The sequence below is a fragment of the Frigoribacterium sp. VKM Ac-2530 genome (assembly GCF_015350835.1).
Taxonomy (GTDB): domain Bacteria; phylum Actinomycetota; class Actinomycetes; order Actinomycetales; family Microbacteriaceae; genus Frigoribacterium.
On record NZ_JADKSE010000002.1, the window covers coordinates 258,327 to 276,487 of the forward strand.

The window sequence follows — 18,161 nt, forward strand, 5'->3', positions numbered from 1 at the left end:
CCGAGACCGAGGACACCCGTGAGCACAGCCCTGGCCGATCGACCCCGGCGCACCGGGGCCGCCCGCTACCGCCAGACGCTGTGGCTGCTGACCAGCCGCGACCTCAAGGTCCGGTACTCGACGTCCGCGCTCGGCTACGTCTGGTCGATCCTCGATCCGCTGGTGATGGCGGGGATCTACTTCTTCGTCTTCCAGGTGGTCTTCCAGCGATCGGTCGGTGAAGACCCGTACATCGTGTTCTTGCTGAGCGGGCTCCTCCCGTGGATGTGGTTCAACGGAGCGGTCTCCGACAGCACCCGAGCCTTCATCCGCGAGGCGAAGCTGGTCAGGTCGACCAAGATCCCCCGGACGATCTGGGTGTTCCGCCTGGTCGGCTCGAAGGGCATCGAGTTCGCCCTGAGCCTGCCCGTGCTCGCGCTGTTCGCGGTGCTCGGCCGAGCCGAGCTGCACTGGCAGGTGGTGTTCCTGCCCATCGCCATGGTCATGCAGACCGTGCTCGTCGCCGGCGTGGGGCTGATCGTCGCCCCTCTGGTCGTGTTCTTCCGCGACCTCGAACGCGCGACCAAGCTCGCCCTCCGGTTCCTCTTCTACGCGTCCCCGATCATCTACGGCACCCGCGACCTGCCCGAGAGCCTGCACCTCCTCGCGGCCTTCAACCCGCTGAGCGGGATCTTCGGCCTCTACCGGTCCGCGTTCTTCCCCGAGCAGCTCGACCTGCTCGAGGTCCTCGTCGGGGGCGGCATGTGCCTCCTCCTCCTGGCCGTCGGCCTCGGGGTGTTCCGGGCCAGCGAGCGCGCCGTGCTGAAGGAGATCTGATGACTCCCCCCACCGGCGACCAGCCCGTGATCCGCGTCGAGGGCGTCGGCATCCGGTTCCGGCGCAACCGCCGCGGGCGCCGCTCCTTCAAGGACCTCTTCTCCGACTCGAGCCGGCGGTCCCGTCCCGGCGAGTTCTGGGCACTGCGCGACGTCTCGTTCGACGTCCGTGCGGGCGAGGCGATCGGGGTGGTGGGCCGCAACGGCCAGGGCAAGTCGACGCTGCTCAAGCTCGTGGCCGAGGTCATCCTCCCCGACACGGGGTCCGTCTCGGTCTCGGGAGGCGTCGCCCCCCTCATCGAGATCACCGGCGGCTTCGTCGCCGACCTCACCGTGCGCGAGAACGTGTACCTGACAGCAGGCCTGCACGGCATGCGTCGGGACGAGATCGACGAGCGCTTCGACGAGATCATCGACTTCGCCGAGATCGCCGCGTTCGTCGACACCCCCTACAAGCACCTCTCGAGCGGCATGAAGGTCCGGATCGCGTTCGCCGTCATCTCCCGGCTCGAGGAGCCCGTCATCCTCGTCGACGAGGTCCTCGCGGTGGGCGACAAGGCGTTCCGCGAGAAGTGCTACGGGCGGATCGAGCAGATGCTGGCCGACGGCCGCACGCTCTTCCTCGTGTCGCACAACGAGCGCGACCTCAAGCGCTTCTGCGCCCGGGGCCTCTACCTCGACAAGGGCGAGCTGGTCTTCGACGGCCCGCTCGACGAGGCTCTCGCCCGCTACTCCTCCGATCATCCTCCCCGGCCCGCGGCGTAGCATCCGGTGATGCCCGATCGCCACGTCTCGCCCCGTCCCGCCGAGGACGACATCGTCCGCATCGATCCCGCCACCGGGTCTCCCGAGCCGTACCGGGCCGCGTCGCACGACGGCCAGGTCGTCGACTCGGCGTGGCTGCGCCGTCTCGACCGCCTCCTCGCCGTCCAGCGGCCCGTGGTCGTCAAGCACGTCGCGGCTCTCCGGCGCCGCCACCGCAAGGCCGACCCGGCCAAGCTCATCCGCATCCTCGAGCGCGAGTACCTGACGGCCGTCACGTCCGGCGGGGCGGCCGTCGGGGCGAGCGCGGTCATCCCCGGCGTCGGCTGGGGCATATCCCTCGCCCTCTCCGGGGTCGAGACCGCGGGGTTCCTCGAGGCGAGCGCCCTCTTCGCCCAGTCCGTCACCGAGGTGCACGGCATCGCCGTCACCGACCCGGAACGCGCCCGAGCCCTCGTCATGACGATGATGATGGGCGCCCCCGGCGCGACCCTGGTCCGGCAGTTCGCCGGGGAGGCGCTGGGCACGGCCCCTGCCCGCAGTGCCTTCTGGGGCGAGCTGGTCACGCAGAAGCTCCCCAAGACCGCCATCAGCGGACTGACCGACACCGTCCGCAAGCACTTCGTCCGGCGCTTCGCCGCGTCGCAGACCGCCACGGTCCTCGGCAGGGCCGTCCCCTTCGGCATCGGCGCGGTCGTCGGCGGCACCGGCAACCACCTGCTGGGGCGCAAGGTCGTCGCGAGCGCGAGGGACGCGTTCGGACCGGCTCCCGCCTCCTTCCCGGTCGAGCTCGGAACCTAGGCACCCGCCGGTCCGCCGGGCGGCCGCGACGCCGTCGTCCGGCGGAGGTCGTTCCTCCCCCGACGGGGCGCGGTCCACAGGGCGGAGCGGGAAGGGTCGGGGGTCCGACCTACCGTCGCGGCATGACCGTGACAGCACCCACCGCCTACAGCGTCCCCTTCCGTCTCGACCGCTCGCGCGGGCCCCGGATCGTCCGTCTCGTCAACGACGGCAGCGAGACCGTGTCGTCCCTGAGGGTCACCCTGCTCGGCTCCGGTCTCCTGGTGCCCGTCAGCACCGGCACCCTGGCCCCCGGGCAGTCGCTGGCCCTGAGCGTCATCGGCCCCGAGCTCGCGGCGAGCTCGATCGCCGTCGTGCGGTGGTTCCGACCGTCGCGGGAGGAGTACCTCTGGCGGTTCAGCTTCTGACGGCGCGGGCGCGGCGCTCCGCCACGTAGTCGGCAGCCGAGAAGGCCTCGAGCACGGGCGGCAGGTGATCGCCCGACATGCCGCCGACCAGCACGCCCGGGTCGACGCCGAGCACGGCCGCGAGGCGCACGATCGTGTGCAGGACGGGGTTGCCGACACCGCGCTCGATCTTGCCGTAGTTCGACACGTTCATCCCTGCGAGGTGGGCGACCTCGTCCTGGCTGAGCCCGAGTCGCTGACGCTCGCCGCGGACACGTTCACCGAAGAGCAGGGCAGCAGGAGACGAGGGATCGGGCATGCCTCATGGATACGCCCACCAGCGATGCGACGCCAGATGCCAGACGCCTGGATGCCACGACCACGAGCGCTGCATGCCTCTGTCGCTGCCCGAGGCCTAGGAGGGAGTCGCGCCGTCCGAGGCCTCGGTGTCCGGGGCGTCGGCGCGACGGGCGAAGTCGTCCCTCCGCTCGACGAGCTGCAGCACCGCCTCCTCGAACCGCCTCGTGGCGGCGCCGGGAGTCGTGTCGCCGAAGTACCGGCGGACCCAGTGCTCGAGGCGTCGACGGGCCTCCGGGTCGTCGCGGACGCGGTCGACCACGTCGACGACGTCGCCGGCCTCCGCGGCCTCGAGCCACTCGGCGGCCCCGAGGTAGCCCCGTTCGTCGACGTCGGCCTCGGCGGACGCCGGCCTCGTCACGAGGAGGGGCCTGCCCGTGGCGAGGCGGTCGTAGATCATCGCCGAGACGTCCGTGACGGCGACGTCCGCCGTCGTGAGCTGCCAGCCGAGCTGGGGGCTGGTGTCGTAGATGTGGCCGGCTCCGGGCGTCGCCGCGTTCGCGGCCTCGATCGCGGCGACGACGGCCTCGTGCGCGCGACGGTAGTCACGGTCGACCACCCCGCTGCGAGGGTGCGGACGGTAGACGAGCCTGTGGCGCCCCGACGCCAGCAGCGCCTCGACCAGACGGACGCCGTGCGTCGCGATGGACCCGTAGGTGGCCGCCGGGCGGTCGCCCTCCCAGGTCGGGGCGTAGAGCACGACGATGCGGTCGTCCGGCTCGAAGGGGGGCGTCCCCGCAGCGTGGTCGGCCTGGGGCCGACCGATGGCCACGGCACGACGGTCGAGGTCGTAGTCCCAGAGGGCGACCTCGAGCCGCGCCCGGGCGGCGTCGCCCGCGATGAAGGCGTAGTCGTAGGCCTTGAACTGGTTCGTGGTCATGTACATCTTGTCGCTCTCGCCGTGGTTGACGAAGACGTGCCACATGCGCCCGTAGCGCATCATCTGGAAGTTCTTGGCGTTCTGGTTCACGTAGAGGGTCATGGCCAGGGGCTGCGACTCGACGAACTCCTCGAGGTCCACGACCTGGCGCGCGTACACGACGGGGACGGGCGACTCCTCCAGCAGGGCGAGCATGGCGCCGGGCGAGCGGGCGACGATGGCGACGGGGACGGTCTCGGCGAGGTGGGCCAGCGGCGCGTACCACTGCCGGATCTGGTACATGTTGACCGCCGTGTCCGCGAAGTACACGGCGACCCGGACGGTGCCGGGCTCGGGCCGCCGCGCGGCGTCGCCGATCCGATCGAGGCGCCGACGCTGACGCCGTGACTTCCAGGCGCGCACGGCCAGGCCCCTGGCGAGCTCGAGATCCCGTTTCAACGGCACGGACGGTCCTCCTGTGGTGGGTCGTGCGCCCGACGACTGTCGCGCACCTGGACGTTCCAGGCTAGATCACCGGGGGTCGACCGGACCTGGACATGCGCAGGACCGTTGCCCAGCCGACGGACCGACGGCCGCCGGGAGACGTGCGCCAGCCCTCGGCCCAGCCGCCGAACCAGGCCCGGAGGCGAGCCGGCGTCGAGGCCCAGCGCAGCACCTGCACCGCCGTCCAGCTGCCCACGTACACGGGGACGAGCGGCCACGGCAGGTTCCGCTTGGCGAGCCACACCCGGTTGCGGGCGTTGAGCCGGTGGTACTCGGCGTGGCGTGCGGGGTCGATGGCGGGATGGTGGGCCACGAGTCCGCCCTCGTACCGCACCCGGAGGCCCTGCGCCCAGACCCGCCAGGCGAGCTCGATCCCCTCGTGCGCGTAGAAGTAGGGCTCCCCCCAGCCGCCGCAGGCGTCGAAGACCCGGCGGGGCATCACCGTGGCGCCCTCCCAGACCGAGAAGACGTCGCTCGACTCGGCAGGGTCGCCCTTGCGCAGCCGGGGGATCCAGCGGCGGGGAGACGTCGCGCCCGACGCGTCGACGACCCGGGGCTGCACGAGCCCCACGTCGCCCTCGCGCCGCATCAGGTCGATCGCGTCGGCGAGGAACGTGGGGGACGGGATGCTCGCGTCGTCGTCGAGGAAGAACACCCACTCGCCCGACACGCGCTCGGCGCCGCGGTTGCGACCTGCGGGGATGCCGACGTTCTCGGGGAGGGCAAGGACCGACACGCCCTCGGGCACGGGGCCGGGGCCCCCGCCGTTCCCGACGCACACGACGTCCACCTCGACGCCGACCTGCGCGAGGACGCTCTCGAGGCCGCGGCGCAGGTCGTCGGGCCGGCGGCCCTGGGTCAGGCTGACGACCCCGACCCGAGGTGTCGACCGTGCCGCCTCGCCGCTCAGGAGCGGACCCTCTTCGACGCCATGATGGCCACGAAGTGGCCCACCAGGGCGACCAGGGACAGCGGCAGCAGCACCGACACGAGCACGCGGTCGGCCAGGGGCTCGCCGACGACCAGCCCCACGAGCGCGGCGACGAAGGCGAGCATCGTCAGCTCGACGGAGTGGTAGAGCCGGTGGAACGGGACGAAGCGCGCGGCGGAGCGGAGTCGCGACAGGAGGCGCCCGCTGGGGACGGTCGCCCCTCCGCGCTTGTCCTCGAGGCGGGTCAGCCCGGCGTTGGCCCGGGCCACGTGCACCATGTCGTTGAGGGCCTTGTTGAGGACGATGACGAGCGCCAGCGCCGTGCCGAGCGTCGTCCAGAGCCAGTCGGCGGGCACGTCGAACGGCCAGCCGGCCGCCCGGACCCCGAGCGCCACGGGGATGAGGGCCTCGGTCGAGTAGTGCCCGACCTTGTCGAGGAACACCCCGGCCGGCGAGCTCGTCCCCCGCCACCGGGCGACCTCGCCGTCGCAGCAGTCGACGAGCATCTGGAGCTGACCGAGGACGAGGGCGAGCATCGCGCCGCCGATGCCGGGCACGAGCAACGCCGCGGCGGTGGCCCAGCCCGTGAGGATCATGAGCCCGGTGACGCCGTTCGCGGTGACGCTCGTCTTGAGCAGCCACCACGTGAGGTAGGGCGAGACGTCGCGCAGGTAGAGCGAGGCCGTCCAGTGCTCGGCGTTGGCACGGCTGCGGACCTCGGGCGGCTGGGCCACCCGTCGCAGCTCGGCGATGGACGTGGGACGCGTGGGCAGCGCGGTCATGGCGTGAGGCTATCTTCCCGTGTGCGCGGTGATGTTCCCCGTCAGGTCGAGGAACCCCGCCACGAAGCCGAGCCCCCAGCCGAAGTGGATGGAAGGCAAGACTACGAGAAACCACAGCCGCGTGCGGAGGCCGTCGCCCCGGGCCACGAGGACGGCGGCCAGCACCACGAACGCGACGTAGAGACCCGGGACGACGAGCCCGAGCAGTGCCCAGGCCGCCGCCGTCCCGGTCAGCGCGCCGACGAGGCCCACCAGCCCGGCCAGCACGCCCAGGGCGACGCCCACCACCATCGCGGGCGGCACGAGGTAGCGGAGCGTGTTCGCCTTGGGGAACCGCCGCGCGAGCTCGCCCCGCCACAGGCCCGTGGCGACGAACTGCCGGGCGAGCGTGCGGAGGCTGGGGCGCGGACGGTACGTCACGACGAGGTCGGGCGTGAACCAGACGGTGCCCCCGGTCGCGCGGAGACGACGGTTGAGCTCCCAGTCCTGGCCGCGCTTGACGCCCTCGTCGAACAGGCCGACCTCGAGGAGGCGGTGGCGCAGGAACACGCCGAGGTAGGCGGTCTCGGTCGGCCCCTCCGCGCCTCCGACGTGGTGGGGGGTGCCGCCGAGCCCGACCCGGCTGCCGTACGCGCGGGCCACGGCCTTCTCGAAGGGCGTGCGCCCCTCGGCCAGCATGATGCCGCCCACGTTGTCGGCACCGCTGCGGCGCAGCGCGTCGACGGCGAGCCGCGTGTAGTCCCGCGGGAGGACCGAGTGGGCGTCGACCCGCACCGTGATCGGGTGGACGCTGGCACGGATGGCCACGTTCAGGCCCGCCGGCGTGGAGCCGACCGGGTTGGGCAGGGTGCGGATGCGGGGATCGGCGGCCGACATCGCCGCGACGACCTCGTTGGTGCCGTCGACGCTCGGGCCGAGGGCCAGCAGCACCTCGAACGGCCCCTCGTAGTCCTGGTCGACGAGGCTCTCGACCGCGGCACGGATCTCTCGCTCCTCGTTGAGCACGGGCATGACGTAGGACACGCCGGGCGCCGGGCTGTCGGGGAAGGTCATGGAGGAGCCTCGGGATGCGGCGCTGACGCGCTGGCGGACGAGACCGGAGCCCCGCGGAGATCCCGCCGAGCCTACCAAGGACGCAGGGCGGGCCGGGGCAACAGGTGCCCCGGTCCGCCCTGAGGAGGAGCCGTGTCGTCCCCGAGGTCAGCTCGTGAGCGTGTCCAGGGTCACCTGGGCGGTCGCCTCCGCGCCGTCCCGCACGTACGTCAGCTCGGCCGTGGCGCCCCCGGCGAGGAACCGGACCTGGGCGGTCAGGTCGGTGCGGCTCGTGACCGCGATGCCGTTGAACTCGGTGACCACGTCGCCGGCACGCAAACCGGCCTCCTGGGCCGCGCCTCCCTGGCTGATCTCGACGATGAGCGCTCCGACTCGGTCGGCGCCCTGCGCCGTGGCCGCGTCGTCGACGCTCGCGCCGAGGAGGCCGTGGGTGGCGCTGCCGTTCGCGATGATCTCCTTCGAGACCCGCTGCACGAGGGCGGAGGGGATGGAGAAGCCCACGCCGATGCTGCCCGAGGACGAGCCGGAGCTGGCGATCGCCACGTTCAGGCCGATCAGGTCGCCCTTGGCGTCGAGCAGCGCGCCGCCCGAGTTGCCGGGGTTGATCGACGCGTCGGTCTGGATGACCGGCAGCGAGATCACGCTGCTCGCCTGGTTCTGGGTGCTCCCGTCGCCGTTGTTGAACGAGAACGGGCCCTGGCCGTTGTTGTCGCCCTGGTCGCCCTGGTCGCTGCCGTCGCTCGGCGCGGCCGAGGACTGCACGGTGATGCTGCGGTTCAGGGTCGACACGATGCCGTCGGTCACGGTGTTCGAGAGCCCCAGGGGCGCCCCGATGGCCACGGCGGTGTCGCCCACGTTCAGCTTGGACGAGTCGGCGAAGGTGATGGGCTTGAGGCCCGTGGCGTCGACCTTGAGGACGGCGAGGTCGACCGTGGGGTCGAGGCCCACGACCTCGGCGGGCAGGATGTTGCCGTCGCTGAGGGTGACGGTCACCGTGCCGGAGGCGCTCGCCCCGTCGAGGGTGACGACGTGCGTGTTGGTGACGATGTAGCCGTCGTCGGAGACGATGACGCCCGACCCCGTACCGCCCGACGAGCCGCTGGCGACGTTGATGGTGACGACGGACGGCGTGGCCTTGGCCGCGACGGCCGTGATGGCCGTGGCGTCGTCGTAGTCGTTGACCGTGAGCTCACGGGACGGGCCGCTCGAGGCGGTCGTGCCGCCGCGTCCGTCGGCGACCACTCCTCCCACGACCCCGCCGAGCGCGCCGCCCGCGATCAGGCCGACGGCGAGGGCGGCCGCGAGGACGCCCTTGCCGCCGCGGCGCTTCGTCGTCGTCGAGGCGGGAGGCGCCCAGGAGGCGGCACCCTGGGGAGCTCCGCCCGTGGCAGGCCGCCCGAAGGCATCCGTCTGCGGCGTCGACGCCTGCGCGTACTGCGACCCCTGCTGGTACGACGAGGGCTGCTGGTACGAGGCCGGCTGCTGGTAGGAACCAGGCTGCTGGTACGACGCAGGCTGTTGGTACGACGCAGGCTGCTGGTGGGCCGCGGGCTGCTGGTACGAGGCGGGCTGCTGGTACGAGGCGGGCTGCTGGTACGACGCCGGCTGCTGGTACGAGGCGGGCTGCTGCTGGTGGGCCGCGGGCTGCTGGTACGACGCCGGCTGCTGGTAGGACCCAGGCTGCTGCGGAGCGGCAGGGCGCCCGTCGGCCGAGCCGGCGCGCGCGGCCGCCTCGTCGGCGAGGGAGCCCGGCGTGCTGCCGGGCAGGGGCGGCGCGCCGAACGTCACCGGGGGCTCCTGCCCGCGCGGAGCCGTGGCGGCCGTCTCGGGAAGGCCTACGGCGTCCGCTCGGTCGGCCCGCGCCTCCTCGGCGGGGCCCCCGGTCGTCGGCGCCTCGTTCGTCGCGTCGGCGTCGTGGTCGTGGTGGGGACCGACGTGGTCGTCCGCGCCTCGGGGGGTCTCGTTCATGAGGGTGTGCTCCTTCCAAGCGAGGACAGCCTGGTCGCGCAAGCTGTGCAGCGCATAAGACCCGCCTGGGAGCGGGCTGCGGTCAGCTTATGCGTCCGCCGGTGAGGGTCCGCCTGCCCGCGCGGAGGTGCCCCCCGGTCGTGCGGGTACCGTGACAGCACCATGACTGCACCTGCCCCCTGGGAACGCGCCGCGCGCGGCGCGATGCTGCTCGACGGTGCCGGCCGTGCCGCGCCCACCGTGTTCGCCGAGATGTCCGCGCTGGCGGCCCGCACCGGGGCGATCAACCTCGGCCAGGGGTTCCCCGACGAGGACGGGCCCCGGGTCGTGCTCGACGCCGCCCACGCCGCCCTCGACGCCGGCCTGAACCAGTACCCGCCCGGTCGCGGCAGGCCCGAGCTGCTCGAGGCCGTCGCCGAGCACCAGCGTCGTTTCTACGGCATCGAGCTCGACCCGCGACGCGAGGTGCTCGTGACGGCCGGCGCCACCGAGGCCCTGGCCGCGACGGTCCTCGCCCTCGTCGACGACGGTGACGAGGTCGTCACCCTCGAGCCGTTCTACGACGCCTACGGAGCCGTGATCGGCCTCGCGGGCGGCGTGCACCGCACCGTCCCGATGCGCGGGGCCGAGTTCGCGGTGGACCACGCCGAGCTGCGCGCGGCGTTCTCCGACCGCACGGCCCTCGTGATCGTGAACGACCCGCACAACCCGACGGGCACGGTGCTCGACGCGGCGACGAGGCAGCTGGTGGTCGACCTGGCGCGCCGCCACGACGCCGTCCTCGTCACGGACGAGGTCTACGAGCACCTGCTCTTCGACGGTGCCGCACACGTGCCGCTCTCGACCCTGCCCGGGGCCGCGGAGCGCACCCTGAGCGTCTCGAGCGGGGGCAAGACCTTCAGCACGACGGGCTGGAAGATCGGCTGGCTCACCGGCCCCGAGCACCTCGTCTCGAAGGTGATGACGGTGAAGCAGTACCTCACGTTCGTCAACGGCTCGGTCTTCCAGCCCGCGATCGCCGTGGGGTTGGGCCTGCCGGACGAGTGGTTCGCGGGGCTCGCCGCCGGCCTGCAGCGCAAGAGGGACGTGCTGGCCGACGGGCTCGCCGCCGCCGGGTTCTCCGTCGCCCCGTCCCGCGGCGGCTACTTCGTCGTCGCCGACGCCGCCCCGCTCGGCTTCTCGGACGCCGCAGACCTCTGTCGGCGACTGCCCGAGCTCGCCGGCGTCGTCGGCGTCCCGGTGAGCGCCTTCTGCCACGAGGAGGCTGCGGTCGAGCACGCGTCGCGCATCCGGTTCGCGTTCTGCAAGCGCACGGAGGTGCTCGAGCGGGCGGCTCGTCAGCTGGCGGCCCTGCGCGTCTGAGGGACGAGCGGGGCGCCTCCCCGGCTCACGGGGTCTCGCCGGCCGCGCCGCCCGCGTCGCCCGCGTCGCTGCGCGCGGTGGCGCGCGCGGTGGCGCGCGCGGTGGCGCGCGCGGTGGCGCGCGCGGCCAGAACGGCGCCGGCCTCGGTGAGCCACCGCTGCGGCTCTGCCCGCGAGGCGTCGGCTCCCCCGGCCAGGACGGACGTGTCGACGACGTCCGTGAACCCGGCCGGGTCCGCTGCCACCTGGCCGGCCACGAGGGCGACCGGCACGTCGAGGGCACGAGCCGAGGAGGCGACCCACGAGACGAGCTTGCCGCCCGCCGTCTGCTCGTCGAACCGCCCCTCCCCGGTGACGACGAGGTCCGCGTCGGCGACCAGGCGGTCGAGCCCCACGGCCTCGGCGACGGCCTCGGCGCCGGAGACGACGGTGGCGCCCCAGACGAGGAGCCCGAAGCCCGTCCCGCCCGCGGCCCCGGCGCCCGGGGTCGACGGATCGGCGTCGACCAGCACGGCGAAGCCCTCGAGCGCGCGCTCGAGGGCGAGGACGTCGTCGGGCCCGGCGCCCTTCTGCGGACCGAACACGGCGGCAGCGCCGCCGGGCCCCAACAGCGGCGCCGTCACGTCGGACCAGATCTCGACCCCGCCCGCGGGCAGGGGCCGGAGACCGGACAGGTCGACCCGCACGGTCGCGGCCAGCCCGTGCGACCCGTCGACGACGGGCTCGCCCAGGGAGTCGAGGAGGCGCGCGCCGAGCTCCGTGAGGAGCCCGGCTCCCCCGTCGGTCGACGCGCTGCCGCCCAGCCCGACGACGAGGCGCCGCGCACCCGCGTCGAGCGCGTCGGCGAGGACCCGGCCGAGGCCGCGCGTGTGGGCGTCGTACGGCGCAGGCGTCGACATCAGCCCCAGGCCGCTCGACGACGCGAGCTCCGCCACGGCGGTGCCGTCCGGGAGCATGAGCCAGGACGCCGTGACGGGCCGCCCGTCGGGGCCGGGCACGACGACCTCGTGACGTGTGCAGGTCGGGAGCGCGGACTCGAGGGCGTCGAGGGTCCCCTCTCCGCCGTCGGCCAGGGGCAGCTCGGTGACGTGGTCGCTCGGCCGCACGGAACGCCATCCCGCGGCGACGGAGGCGGCCACGGCGGCGGCACCCGCGGTCCCCTTGAAGGAGTCGGGCGCGACGACGACGGCGAGGCCTGGCACAGAGACATGCTGGCACACGGGACTCCGGGAACGACAGAAGCCCTGATCAGATGATCAGGGCCTCTGTCGTGGTGCGGCGTTGGTTGCGGGGGCAGGATTTGAACCTACGACCTCTGGGTTATGAGCCCAGCGAGCTACCGAACTGCTCCACCCCGCGGCACGAGAAGAAACTTATCACGGCATCTGACGCTCCACAAATCGAGGCCGCGGGAGGTGCCGCCGGACGGTCCTGATCACTCGCGGTGCGCCTCCGGAGACGGCGACGGCCGCCCCTCGACGAGTCGAGGAGCGGCCGTCGCCGTCAGGTCAGGACGTCACTGGCCGCTGGCGGCCACCGCGTCCTCGAGGGCGGTCTGGAGGCGCTGGTCGGCCTCGGCCGCCGCCACCAGGTCGTTCGACGCGTACGCCGCAGCACGGTCGTCCAGGGCGGACTGAGCATCGGCCAGGGCGGCGTTCAACGCCGAGTTGCCCGTGTCGGTGCCCGCGTCCGGAGCCGGCGTCGCCGTGCCCGGGTCGGTCGTCCCCGAGTCGGTGCCCGTGTCGCCCCCGGTGTCGGTCGACGTGCCGTCGTCGGTCTCGGGCACGGCGTCGTCTCCGGCCACGGCACCTGAGTTGCCGCCGAAGAGCGAGTCGAGCGCGCCGTTCAGGGTGTCCTCGAAGGCGATCTTCTCGCCGAACGAGACCAGCACCTTCTGCAGCACCGGGTACGACGTCTCGGAGTTGGACTTCACGTAGATCGGCTGCACGTAGAGCAGGCCGCCGCCGACGGGGAGCGTGAGCAGGTTGCCCCGCACGACGCTCGTGTCTCCTCGGGTGAGGAGCGCCAGCTGGTTCGCGACCGCCGTGTCGGTGTTGAAGTTGTTCTGCACCTGTCCGGGGCCGGGCACCGTGTCGGTCTTCGGCAGGGTCAGCAGCGAGAGCTTCCCGTAGTTCTCCGAGATCTCCCCCGGTGTCGAACCGGCGTCCGCGTTGGCGGCCAAGTACCCGGTCAGCACGTTCCTCGCGTTCTCGCCCGACTGCTGCGGGATGTACGTCGAGTAGATGGAGAAGGCCGGGTCCTGGTCGGGCAGCTGCAGCGTCAGGTAGTACGGCGGCTGCAGCGGCGGGCTGGCCGCGTTGCTCGTCGGCTCGTTGGGCGTGACCCACGCGTCGTCGCTCGAGTAGAACGAGTCGGCGTCGGTGACGTGGTACGTGCCGAGGATGGCACGCTGCACCTTGAACATGTCCTGCGGGTAGCGGACGTGCTGCATGAGCTCGACGCTCATGTCGCTGAGCGGGCTCACCGTCGACGGGAAGATCTTCTCCCAGGTCTTGAGGATCGGGTCCTCGGTGTCCCAGGCGTAGAGGTCGACCGACCCGTCGTAGGCGTCGACCGTCGCCTTGACCGAGTTGCGGATGTAGTTGATCTCGTTCGACGCGTAGACGGGACGCTCGGTGTAGGTGTCGGCGATCGCGTCGGACAGGGCCTGCGGCTTCGAGTACGGGTACTCGCGCGTCGTCGTGTAGGCGTCGACGATCCACTTGACCTTGCCGTCGACCACGGCCGGGTACGGCGCGCTGTCGATGGTCAGGTAAGGAGCCACCTTCTGCACCCGCTGCGCCGGGTCACGGTCGTAGAGGATCTGCGAGCCGTCGTTGACGGCGTCGGACAGGAAGACCTGCTCGGACTGGAACTTGATGGCGTAGATGAGCTTCTTGAAGGCGCTGTCGAGCTTGGGCCCTCCGTCGCCGCTGAAGGTCGTCGTCTGGTTCGTGCCGTTGTCGTTGCTGCCGGAGGGGTAGTCGAGCTCGATGTCGTCGCCTCCCTCGCCGCCCACGATCGAGTAGGCGGGCGACTCCTGGCCGAAGTAGATCCGCGGCTCGTACTCGTCCGCGTCGCCGAGCGCACCGTTGACGGGGATGCCCGACTCGAGGAACACGGGCTGGCCGTCGGCCGAGCGCTGGTTGCCGTAGGCCGCGACGACGCCGTAGCCGTGCGTGTAGACGAACGTCGTGTTGTAGGGCGTGGCCGAGCTGCCGAGCTGGTCGGTGTTGAGCTCGCGCACGGCGATCACCGTGTCCTGGGTCGCTCCGTCGATCGTGTAGCGGTCGACGGAGAGCTGCTCGGGGAAGCTGTAGTACTGGCGGTACTGCTGCAGCTGGGCGAAGGCGTCGGTGACGAGGGCCGGGTCGATGATGCGGATGTTGGCCGTCGTGACCGCGTCGCCCGCCAGGGCTCCCGCCTCGGCATCGGACACGGCGTCGTACGGCTGCTCCTCGACGTCGGAGACGCCGTACGCGTCCCGAGTGGCCTGGATGTTCCGGTCGATGTACGTCGACTCGACGGTGCGCTCGCTGGGCTCGACCTGGAACCGCTGGACGATCCACGGGTAGATGCCGCCGACGATGATGCTGATGATGATCAGCGCGGCCGTGCCGATGACCGACAGGCGCCAGCGTCCGATGATCGCGGTCACGACGAACAGCACGGCGACGACCGCCGCGGCGAGCGCGAGGATCTGCTTGCCGGGGATGCCGGCCGCGACGTCGGTGTAGGTGGCGCCCGTGATGAGCTTGTTGGTGCCGTCGGAGAGCGTGGCGTACTGGTCGAGCCACAGGCTGACGCCCTGGAGCAGCAGGTAGACGGCGGCGGTCACGGCCAGCTGGATCCGCGCGACCCGTGAGATGCGGACGTCACGGCCCGAGAAGCGGAGCGCGCCGTACAGGTAGCTCGTGGCGAGGGCGGCGATGCCGCTGATCAGCACGACCGCCGAGGCGAAGCCGACGACGCCCTGGTAGAAGGGCAGCTCGAACACGTAGAAGCCCACGTCGAGGCCGAACTGGGGGTCGGTCTGGCCGAAGGGCGTCCGGTTGAGCCACTGCAGGGTCGTCTGCCAGTTGGTGGACGTGGCGATGCCGGCGAAGAGGCCGAGGACCACGGGCACGCCGATGACGACGACACGGCGCAGCGGCTCGATGACCTGCTGGTAGCGGTCGAGCTGCGAGTTGAGCTTGGCGTAGACCGGCCGGAACCGGAACGCGACCTCGATGCTCACCCACACCGGCACGGCCATGGCCACGAAGCCGACGAAGAACATCGCCGCCCCGGCCAGCCACTGGGTCGTCAGCACGTTGGCGAAGCCCAGCTGGTCGTACCAGAGGTAGTCCGTCAGCAGCGACGAGAAGATGAAGAAGGCGATGACCAGGGCGGCGAGGACCGCCACCGTCACCAGGACGGGCAATCGGGGCGAGCGTCGTACGGGTCGCGACGATGCAGGTGACGTCAAGTGGTTGCTCCTGGATCAGGGGACGTGGACGGCCATCCTACGGGGGCCGCTCCCGAACAGGCTGCGAGCCCGCCCATCGTCCGCGACGCGTCCATGAGGGAGCTGGACGCGCCTCCCCGCGCCTACTGCGCCGAGCAGGTGGGCAGGGCCCCGGTGTCGCCTCCGTCGGCCACGGTCTCGAGCGCCGTGACCGCGTCGTCGAGGGTCGCGACCGAGTAGACGTCGAGCCCGTCCGGCACGTGGCCGACGACCTCGTCGCAGTTCGAGCTCGGCGCGAGGAACACGGTGGCGCCGGCGTCGCGCGCGCCGTAGAGCTTCTGGCGGATGCCGCCGATCGGGCCGACCGTGCCGGAGGCGGTGATCGTGCCGGTGCCCGCGACCCGCTCGCCGCCGTTGAGCTCGCCGGGCGTCGTCTTGTCGATGATGCCGAGGGCGAACATCATGCCGGCGCTGGGGCCGCCCACCTTGTCGAGGCGGAGGGTGACGTCGAAGGGGAACGTGTAGTCGACGCTCACCCCGACCCCCAGCAGGGAGGTGCCCTGCACCTCCTGGGGGGTGATCCGCTCGGTCTCGCGCTGGCCCGACCGCTCGACCACCACCTCCGCCGGGGACGTGGCCCCGTTGTCGGCCACGATCGAGCGCAGGGCGTCGACGTCGCCGTTCGTCGTCAGGTCCTGGCCGTTGACGCTCACGAGGACGTCTCCCTCCTCGAGGACGCCCTCCGACGGCCCGCCGGGCGAGACCTCGCTGACCGTGACGGTGCTCGGGACCTCGTAGCCCTCGTGCACCAGCGCCGCGGCGACCGCCGACTTCTGGGAGTTCTGCATGTCGACGGCGTTCTGCTCGTCGACCTGCTCGTTCGAGACGCCGGAGGGGTAGATCGCCTCGACGGGCACGACGGCCCGGCTCGGGGAGAACCAGGAGCCGACGACCTCGATCCAGCTCGGACGGACCGACTCGTTGCCCTGGACGCTGACCGTGAGCAGGTCGAGGGAGCCTGCCGTCGGGTAGGTCTCCGCACCGTCGACGGTGATGAGGGGGGCGTCCTCGCCCTCGTACTCGGCGGTGCCCAGGGTGTCGAAGACGGGGCCGGGCTGCTCGATCAGGTACGGCGAGGGGATGAAGGTGAGTGCGAGGCCGGAGACGAGGGCGACGCCCAGGAGGGACCAGCCGAGACGGCCGGAGCGGCGACCGGCCGTGGCGGCTCGGGTCGGGGGCGTGAACAAGGCCACGGGTGTTCCTCTCGCTGTTCGCCACGGGCGCAGCGAAGGACCCTGGGGCATCGGCCGAGATCCAGGCTGTTCCTGGGGCCACGAGCTAGCGTAGCCACCATGACCGATGATCCGCAGCGCGAGCCTGAGGACGAGTTCCGCGACATGCTCCGCCAGTTCCTGTCCGGCGACTCCGAGATCGATCCGTCGCAGCTCGCGGGTGCCGCGGGGCTGCCGAACGACCCGGCCTTCGTGGCCCAGCTGATGAGCCAGCTGCAGTCCGCCGTGGCCCGCAGCGGCGACGGCATCGACTGGTCGGTCGCGACCGACCAGGCCGCCTCCGTGGGCACGCAGTCCGCCGTCGCGACCAGCCCGGCCGACGAGCGGGCCCTCGAGCAGGCGTTCCACGTCGCGGCCCTCTGGCTCGACGACGTCACCTTCGTGTCCGAGCTCACGGTGGCGCCTCGCCTGCTGACACGCGCCGAGTGGGCACGGCTCTCGATGCCGGTGTGGACCCAGCTCGCCGAGCCGGTCGCCGAGTCCATCGCCGACTCCCTGACGAACGTCCTCCGCGAGCAGGCCCCCGAAGAGATGCAGCAGCTGCTCGCGGGTGCCAGCCAGGTGATGCGCAGCGTCGGCGGCACGCTCTTCGCGATGCAGCTCGGCCAGGTCGTGGGCCAGCTCTCGACCGAGGTCGTGTCGGGCGGCGACGTCGGCATCCCCCTCCTCGACGACCAGCAGGCCGCCCTCGTGCCGCAGAACGTCGCCGCCTTCGGCGAGGGCCTCGACATCGAGACCGACCAGGTGCAGCTCTACCTCGCCGTGCGCGAGCTGGCCCACGCTCGCCTGTTCCGGCACGCTCGGTGGCTGCGGCTCCACCTCATCTCGTCCATCCGCGAGTTCGCCCAGGGCATCCGGATCGACACCGCCCGGCTCGAGGAGCTGGCGGTCGACTTCGACCCGTCCGACCCGGGCGAGCTGCGCGACGCGCTGGCGAGCGGCGCGCTGATCCCCCCGAAGACCGACGAGCAGCTCGCCGCGCTCGGTCGGCTGGAGACGACCCTCGCCCTGATCGAGGGCTGGGTCGACGTGGTCACCGCCCAGGCCACCGCGCGCCTCCCCCGCTCCGCCGCCATCGCCGAGACGGTGCGCCGTCGTCGGGCGGCGGGCGGGCCGGCCGAGTCGGCCTTCTCGACGCTCGTCGGCCTCGAGCTGCGACCCCGTCGACTGCGCGAGGCCGCGGCCATGTGGTCGGCCGTCTCGGAGGCTGTGGGCGCCGAGCAGCGCGACGCCCTCTGGTCGCACCCTGACATCGTGCCCACGAGCGCGGACGTCGACGACCCCCAGGCGCTGATCGCCCGGCTCACGTCGGACGAGCCGGCGTTCGACGACGTCGACCAGGCCATCGAGGACCTGCTGAACGACACGAGCGACGACCGCCCCCGCGAGGCGGAGGACGGCTCGGCCGACGAGCCCGGCTCCTCCCCCGCCCCCTGAGGTCCACGGCGGCGCCCGAGCTCCTGTGGACAACCCCGCGGGGCCGGACGGCGTGGTCCAGTCTCGTCAGGTGCCCCGCCCCTCGCCGCTCCGTCTCCCTGCCCGCGCTCCCGTCGTCTGGCGTGATCCGTCGTCCCTCCAGATCGGGGTCGAGAAGGTCCACGCGGTCGTCGACCGGGTGACGACCGGGCAGGCGGAGTTCCTGGCCGCCGTCTCGGCCGGCCTCGGGGCCGGGGGCATCTCGGCGGTGGTGGTCCAGGTGGGCTGCGACAGGTCCGAGGCCGTCGACCTCGTGCGGCAGCTCGGGTCCGTCGTCCTCCCCGGCCCCCCGGCGCGGCGCACTCCCCTGCCCCGCCCGGTCGTCCGGCTCGCGGGGCGCGGGGCGCTGGCCGACGAGGTGGGGCGC

15 protein-coding genes and 1 tRNA gene are annotated in these 18,161 nt (G+C 72.4%); 6 read left to right on the forward strand and 10 right to left on the reverse strand.

All coding sequences use genetic code 11. The annotated features are described in order from the left end of the window. Positions 1-18: 18 nt before the first annotated feature. The 4 genes from ITJ48_RS10140 to ITJ48_RS10155 all read left to right on the forward strand — a co-directional run bounded on the left by ITJ48_RS10140 (position 19) and on the right by ITJ48_RS10155 (position 2,785). The gene (locus ITJ48_RS10140; protein ID WP_194613589.1) at positions 19-816 is read left to right on the forward strand and encodes an ABC transporter permease; all 798 of its coding nucleotides are present in this window, start codon (positions 19-21) and stop codon (positions 814-816) included. Next, a complete protein-coding gene (locus ITJ48_RS10145; RefSeq protein ID WP_192041174.1) occupies positions 816-1,580 on the forward strand; it encodes an ABC transporter ATP-binding protein in 765 nt (254 codons plus the stop codon). Before ITJ48_RS10140 ends, ITJ48_RS10145 begins: the two co-directional genes overlap by 1 nt. Positions 1,581-1,589: 9 nt before the next feature. After that, a complete protein-coding gene (locus ITJ48_RS10150) occupies positions 1,590-2,378 on the forward strand; it encodes a hypothetical protein (RefSeq protein WP_228506860.1) in 789 nt (262 codons plus the stop codon). Between the two features lie 122 nt (positions 2,379-2,500). Beyond that, entirely contained in the window at positions 2,501-2,785 is a 285-nt protein-coding gene (locus ITJ48_RS10155; protein ID WP_194613590.1) for a hypothetical protein, read from the forward strand. On the opposite strand, the gene ITJ48_RS10160 is transcribed toward ITJ48_RS10155, so the two are convergent. From ITJ48_RS10160 to ITJ48_RS16540, 6 genes are all read right to left on the reverse strand, one after another. Further along, a complete protein-coding gene (locus ITJ48_RS10160; RefSeq protein WP_194613591.1) occupies positions 2,775-3,083 on the reverse strand; it encodes a helix-turn-helix domain-containing protein in 309 nt (102 codons plus the stop codon). The genes ITJ48_RS10155 and ITJ48_RS10160 overlap by 11 nt on opposite strands. A gap of 96 nt (positions 3,084-3,179) precedes the next feature. Then, complete coding sequence (locus tag ITJ48_RS10165) at positions 3,180-4,445, reverse strand: CDP-glycerol glycerophosphotransferase family protein (protein ID WP_194613592.1); 1,266 nt, start codon at positions 4,443-4,445, stop codon at positions 3,180-3,182. A 61-nt stretch (positions 4,446-4,506) separates the two neighbouring features. Then, positions 4,507-5,394: a glycosyltransferase family 2 protein gene (locus ITJ48_RS10170; RefSeq protein ID WP_194614413.1), complete on the reverse strand. Its 888-nt coding sequence runs from the start codon at positions 5,392-5,394 to the stop codon at positions 4,507-4,509. Beyond that, complete coding sequence (locus tag ITJ48_RS10175) at positions 5,391-6,197, reverse strand: CDP-alcohol phosphatidyltransferase family protein (protein ID WP_194613593.1); 807 nt, start codon at positions 6,195-6,197, stop codon at positions 5,391-5,393. The genes ITJ48_RS10170 and ITJ48_RS10175 overlap by 4 nt, the downstream gene beginning before the upstream one ends. A 9-nt stretch (positions 6,198-6,206) precedes the next feature. After that, positions 6,207-7,250, reverse strand: coding sequence for a glycosyltransferase family 2 protein (locus tag ITJ48_RS10180; protein ID WP_194613594.1), 1,044 nt, complete (start codon positions 7,248-7,250; stop codon positions 6,207-6,209). Positions 7,251-7,397: 147 nt separating this feature from the next. Then, positions 7,398-9,218, reverse strand: a complete 1,821-nt coding sequence (locus tag ITJ48_RS16540) for a trypsin-like peptidase domain-containing protein (protein WP_194613595.1) — start codon at positions 9,216-9,218, stop codon at positions 7,398-7,400. A 162-nt stretch (positions 9,219-9,380) separates the two neighbouring features. Between ITJ48_RS16540 and ITJ48_RS10190 the strand changes: the two genes are divergently transcribed. Next, complete coding sequence (locus tag ITJ48_RS10190; RefSeq protein WP_194613596.1) at positions 9,381-10,580, forward strand: aminotransferase class I/II-fold pyridoxal phosphate-dependent enzyme; 1,200 nt, start codon at positions 9,381-9,383, stop codon at positions 10,578-10,580. 25 nt (positions 10,581-10,605) lie between these two features. Here the strand turns inward: ITJ48_RS10190 and ITJ48_RS10195 are convergent, their stop codons facing one another. From ITJ48_RS10195 to ITJ48_RS10210, 4 genes are all read right to left on the reverse strand, one after another. After that, positions 10,606-11,781: a glycerate kinase gene (locus ITJ48_RS10195; RefSeq protein WP_194613597.1), complete on the reverse strand. Its 1,176-nt coding sequence runs from the start codon at positions 11,779-11,781 to the stop codon at positions 10,606-10,608. A gap of 80 nt (positions 11,782-11,861) precedes the next feature. Beyond that, a tRNA-Met gene (locus ITJ48_RS10200) sits at positions 11,862-11,938 on the reverse strand. Positions 11,939-12,095: 157 nt separating this feature from the next. Further along, positions 12,096-15,002 carry a UPF0182 family protein gene (locus tag ITJ48_RS10205; protein ID WP_370544872.1) on the reverse strand — a complete coding sequence of 969 codons (2,907 nt, stop codon included), beginning with the start codon at positions 15,000-15,002 and terminating at the stop codon, positions 12,096-12,098. 167 nt (positions 15,003-15,169) lie between these two features. Beyond that, a complete protein-coding gene (locus ITJ48_RS10210; RefSeq protein ID WP_370544873.1) occupies positions 15,170-16,279 on the reverse strand; it encodes a PDZ domain-containing protein in 1,110 nt (369 codons plus the stop codon). Between the two features lie 99 nt (positions 16,280-16,378). On the opposite strand from ITJ48_RS10210, the gene ITJ48_RS10215 reads away from it, so the two are divergent. After that, a complete protein-coding gene (locus ITJ48_RS10215; protein WP_192041165.1) occupies positions 16,379-17,755 on the forward strand; it encodes a zinc-dependent metalloprotease in 1,377 nt (458 codons plus the stop codon). Positions 17,756-18,161 lie beyond the last annotated feature (406 nt).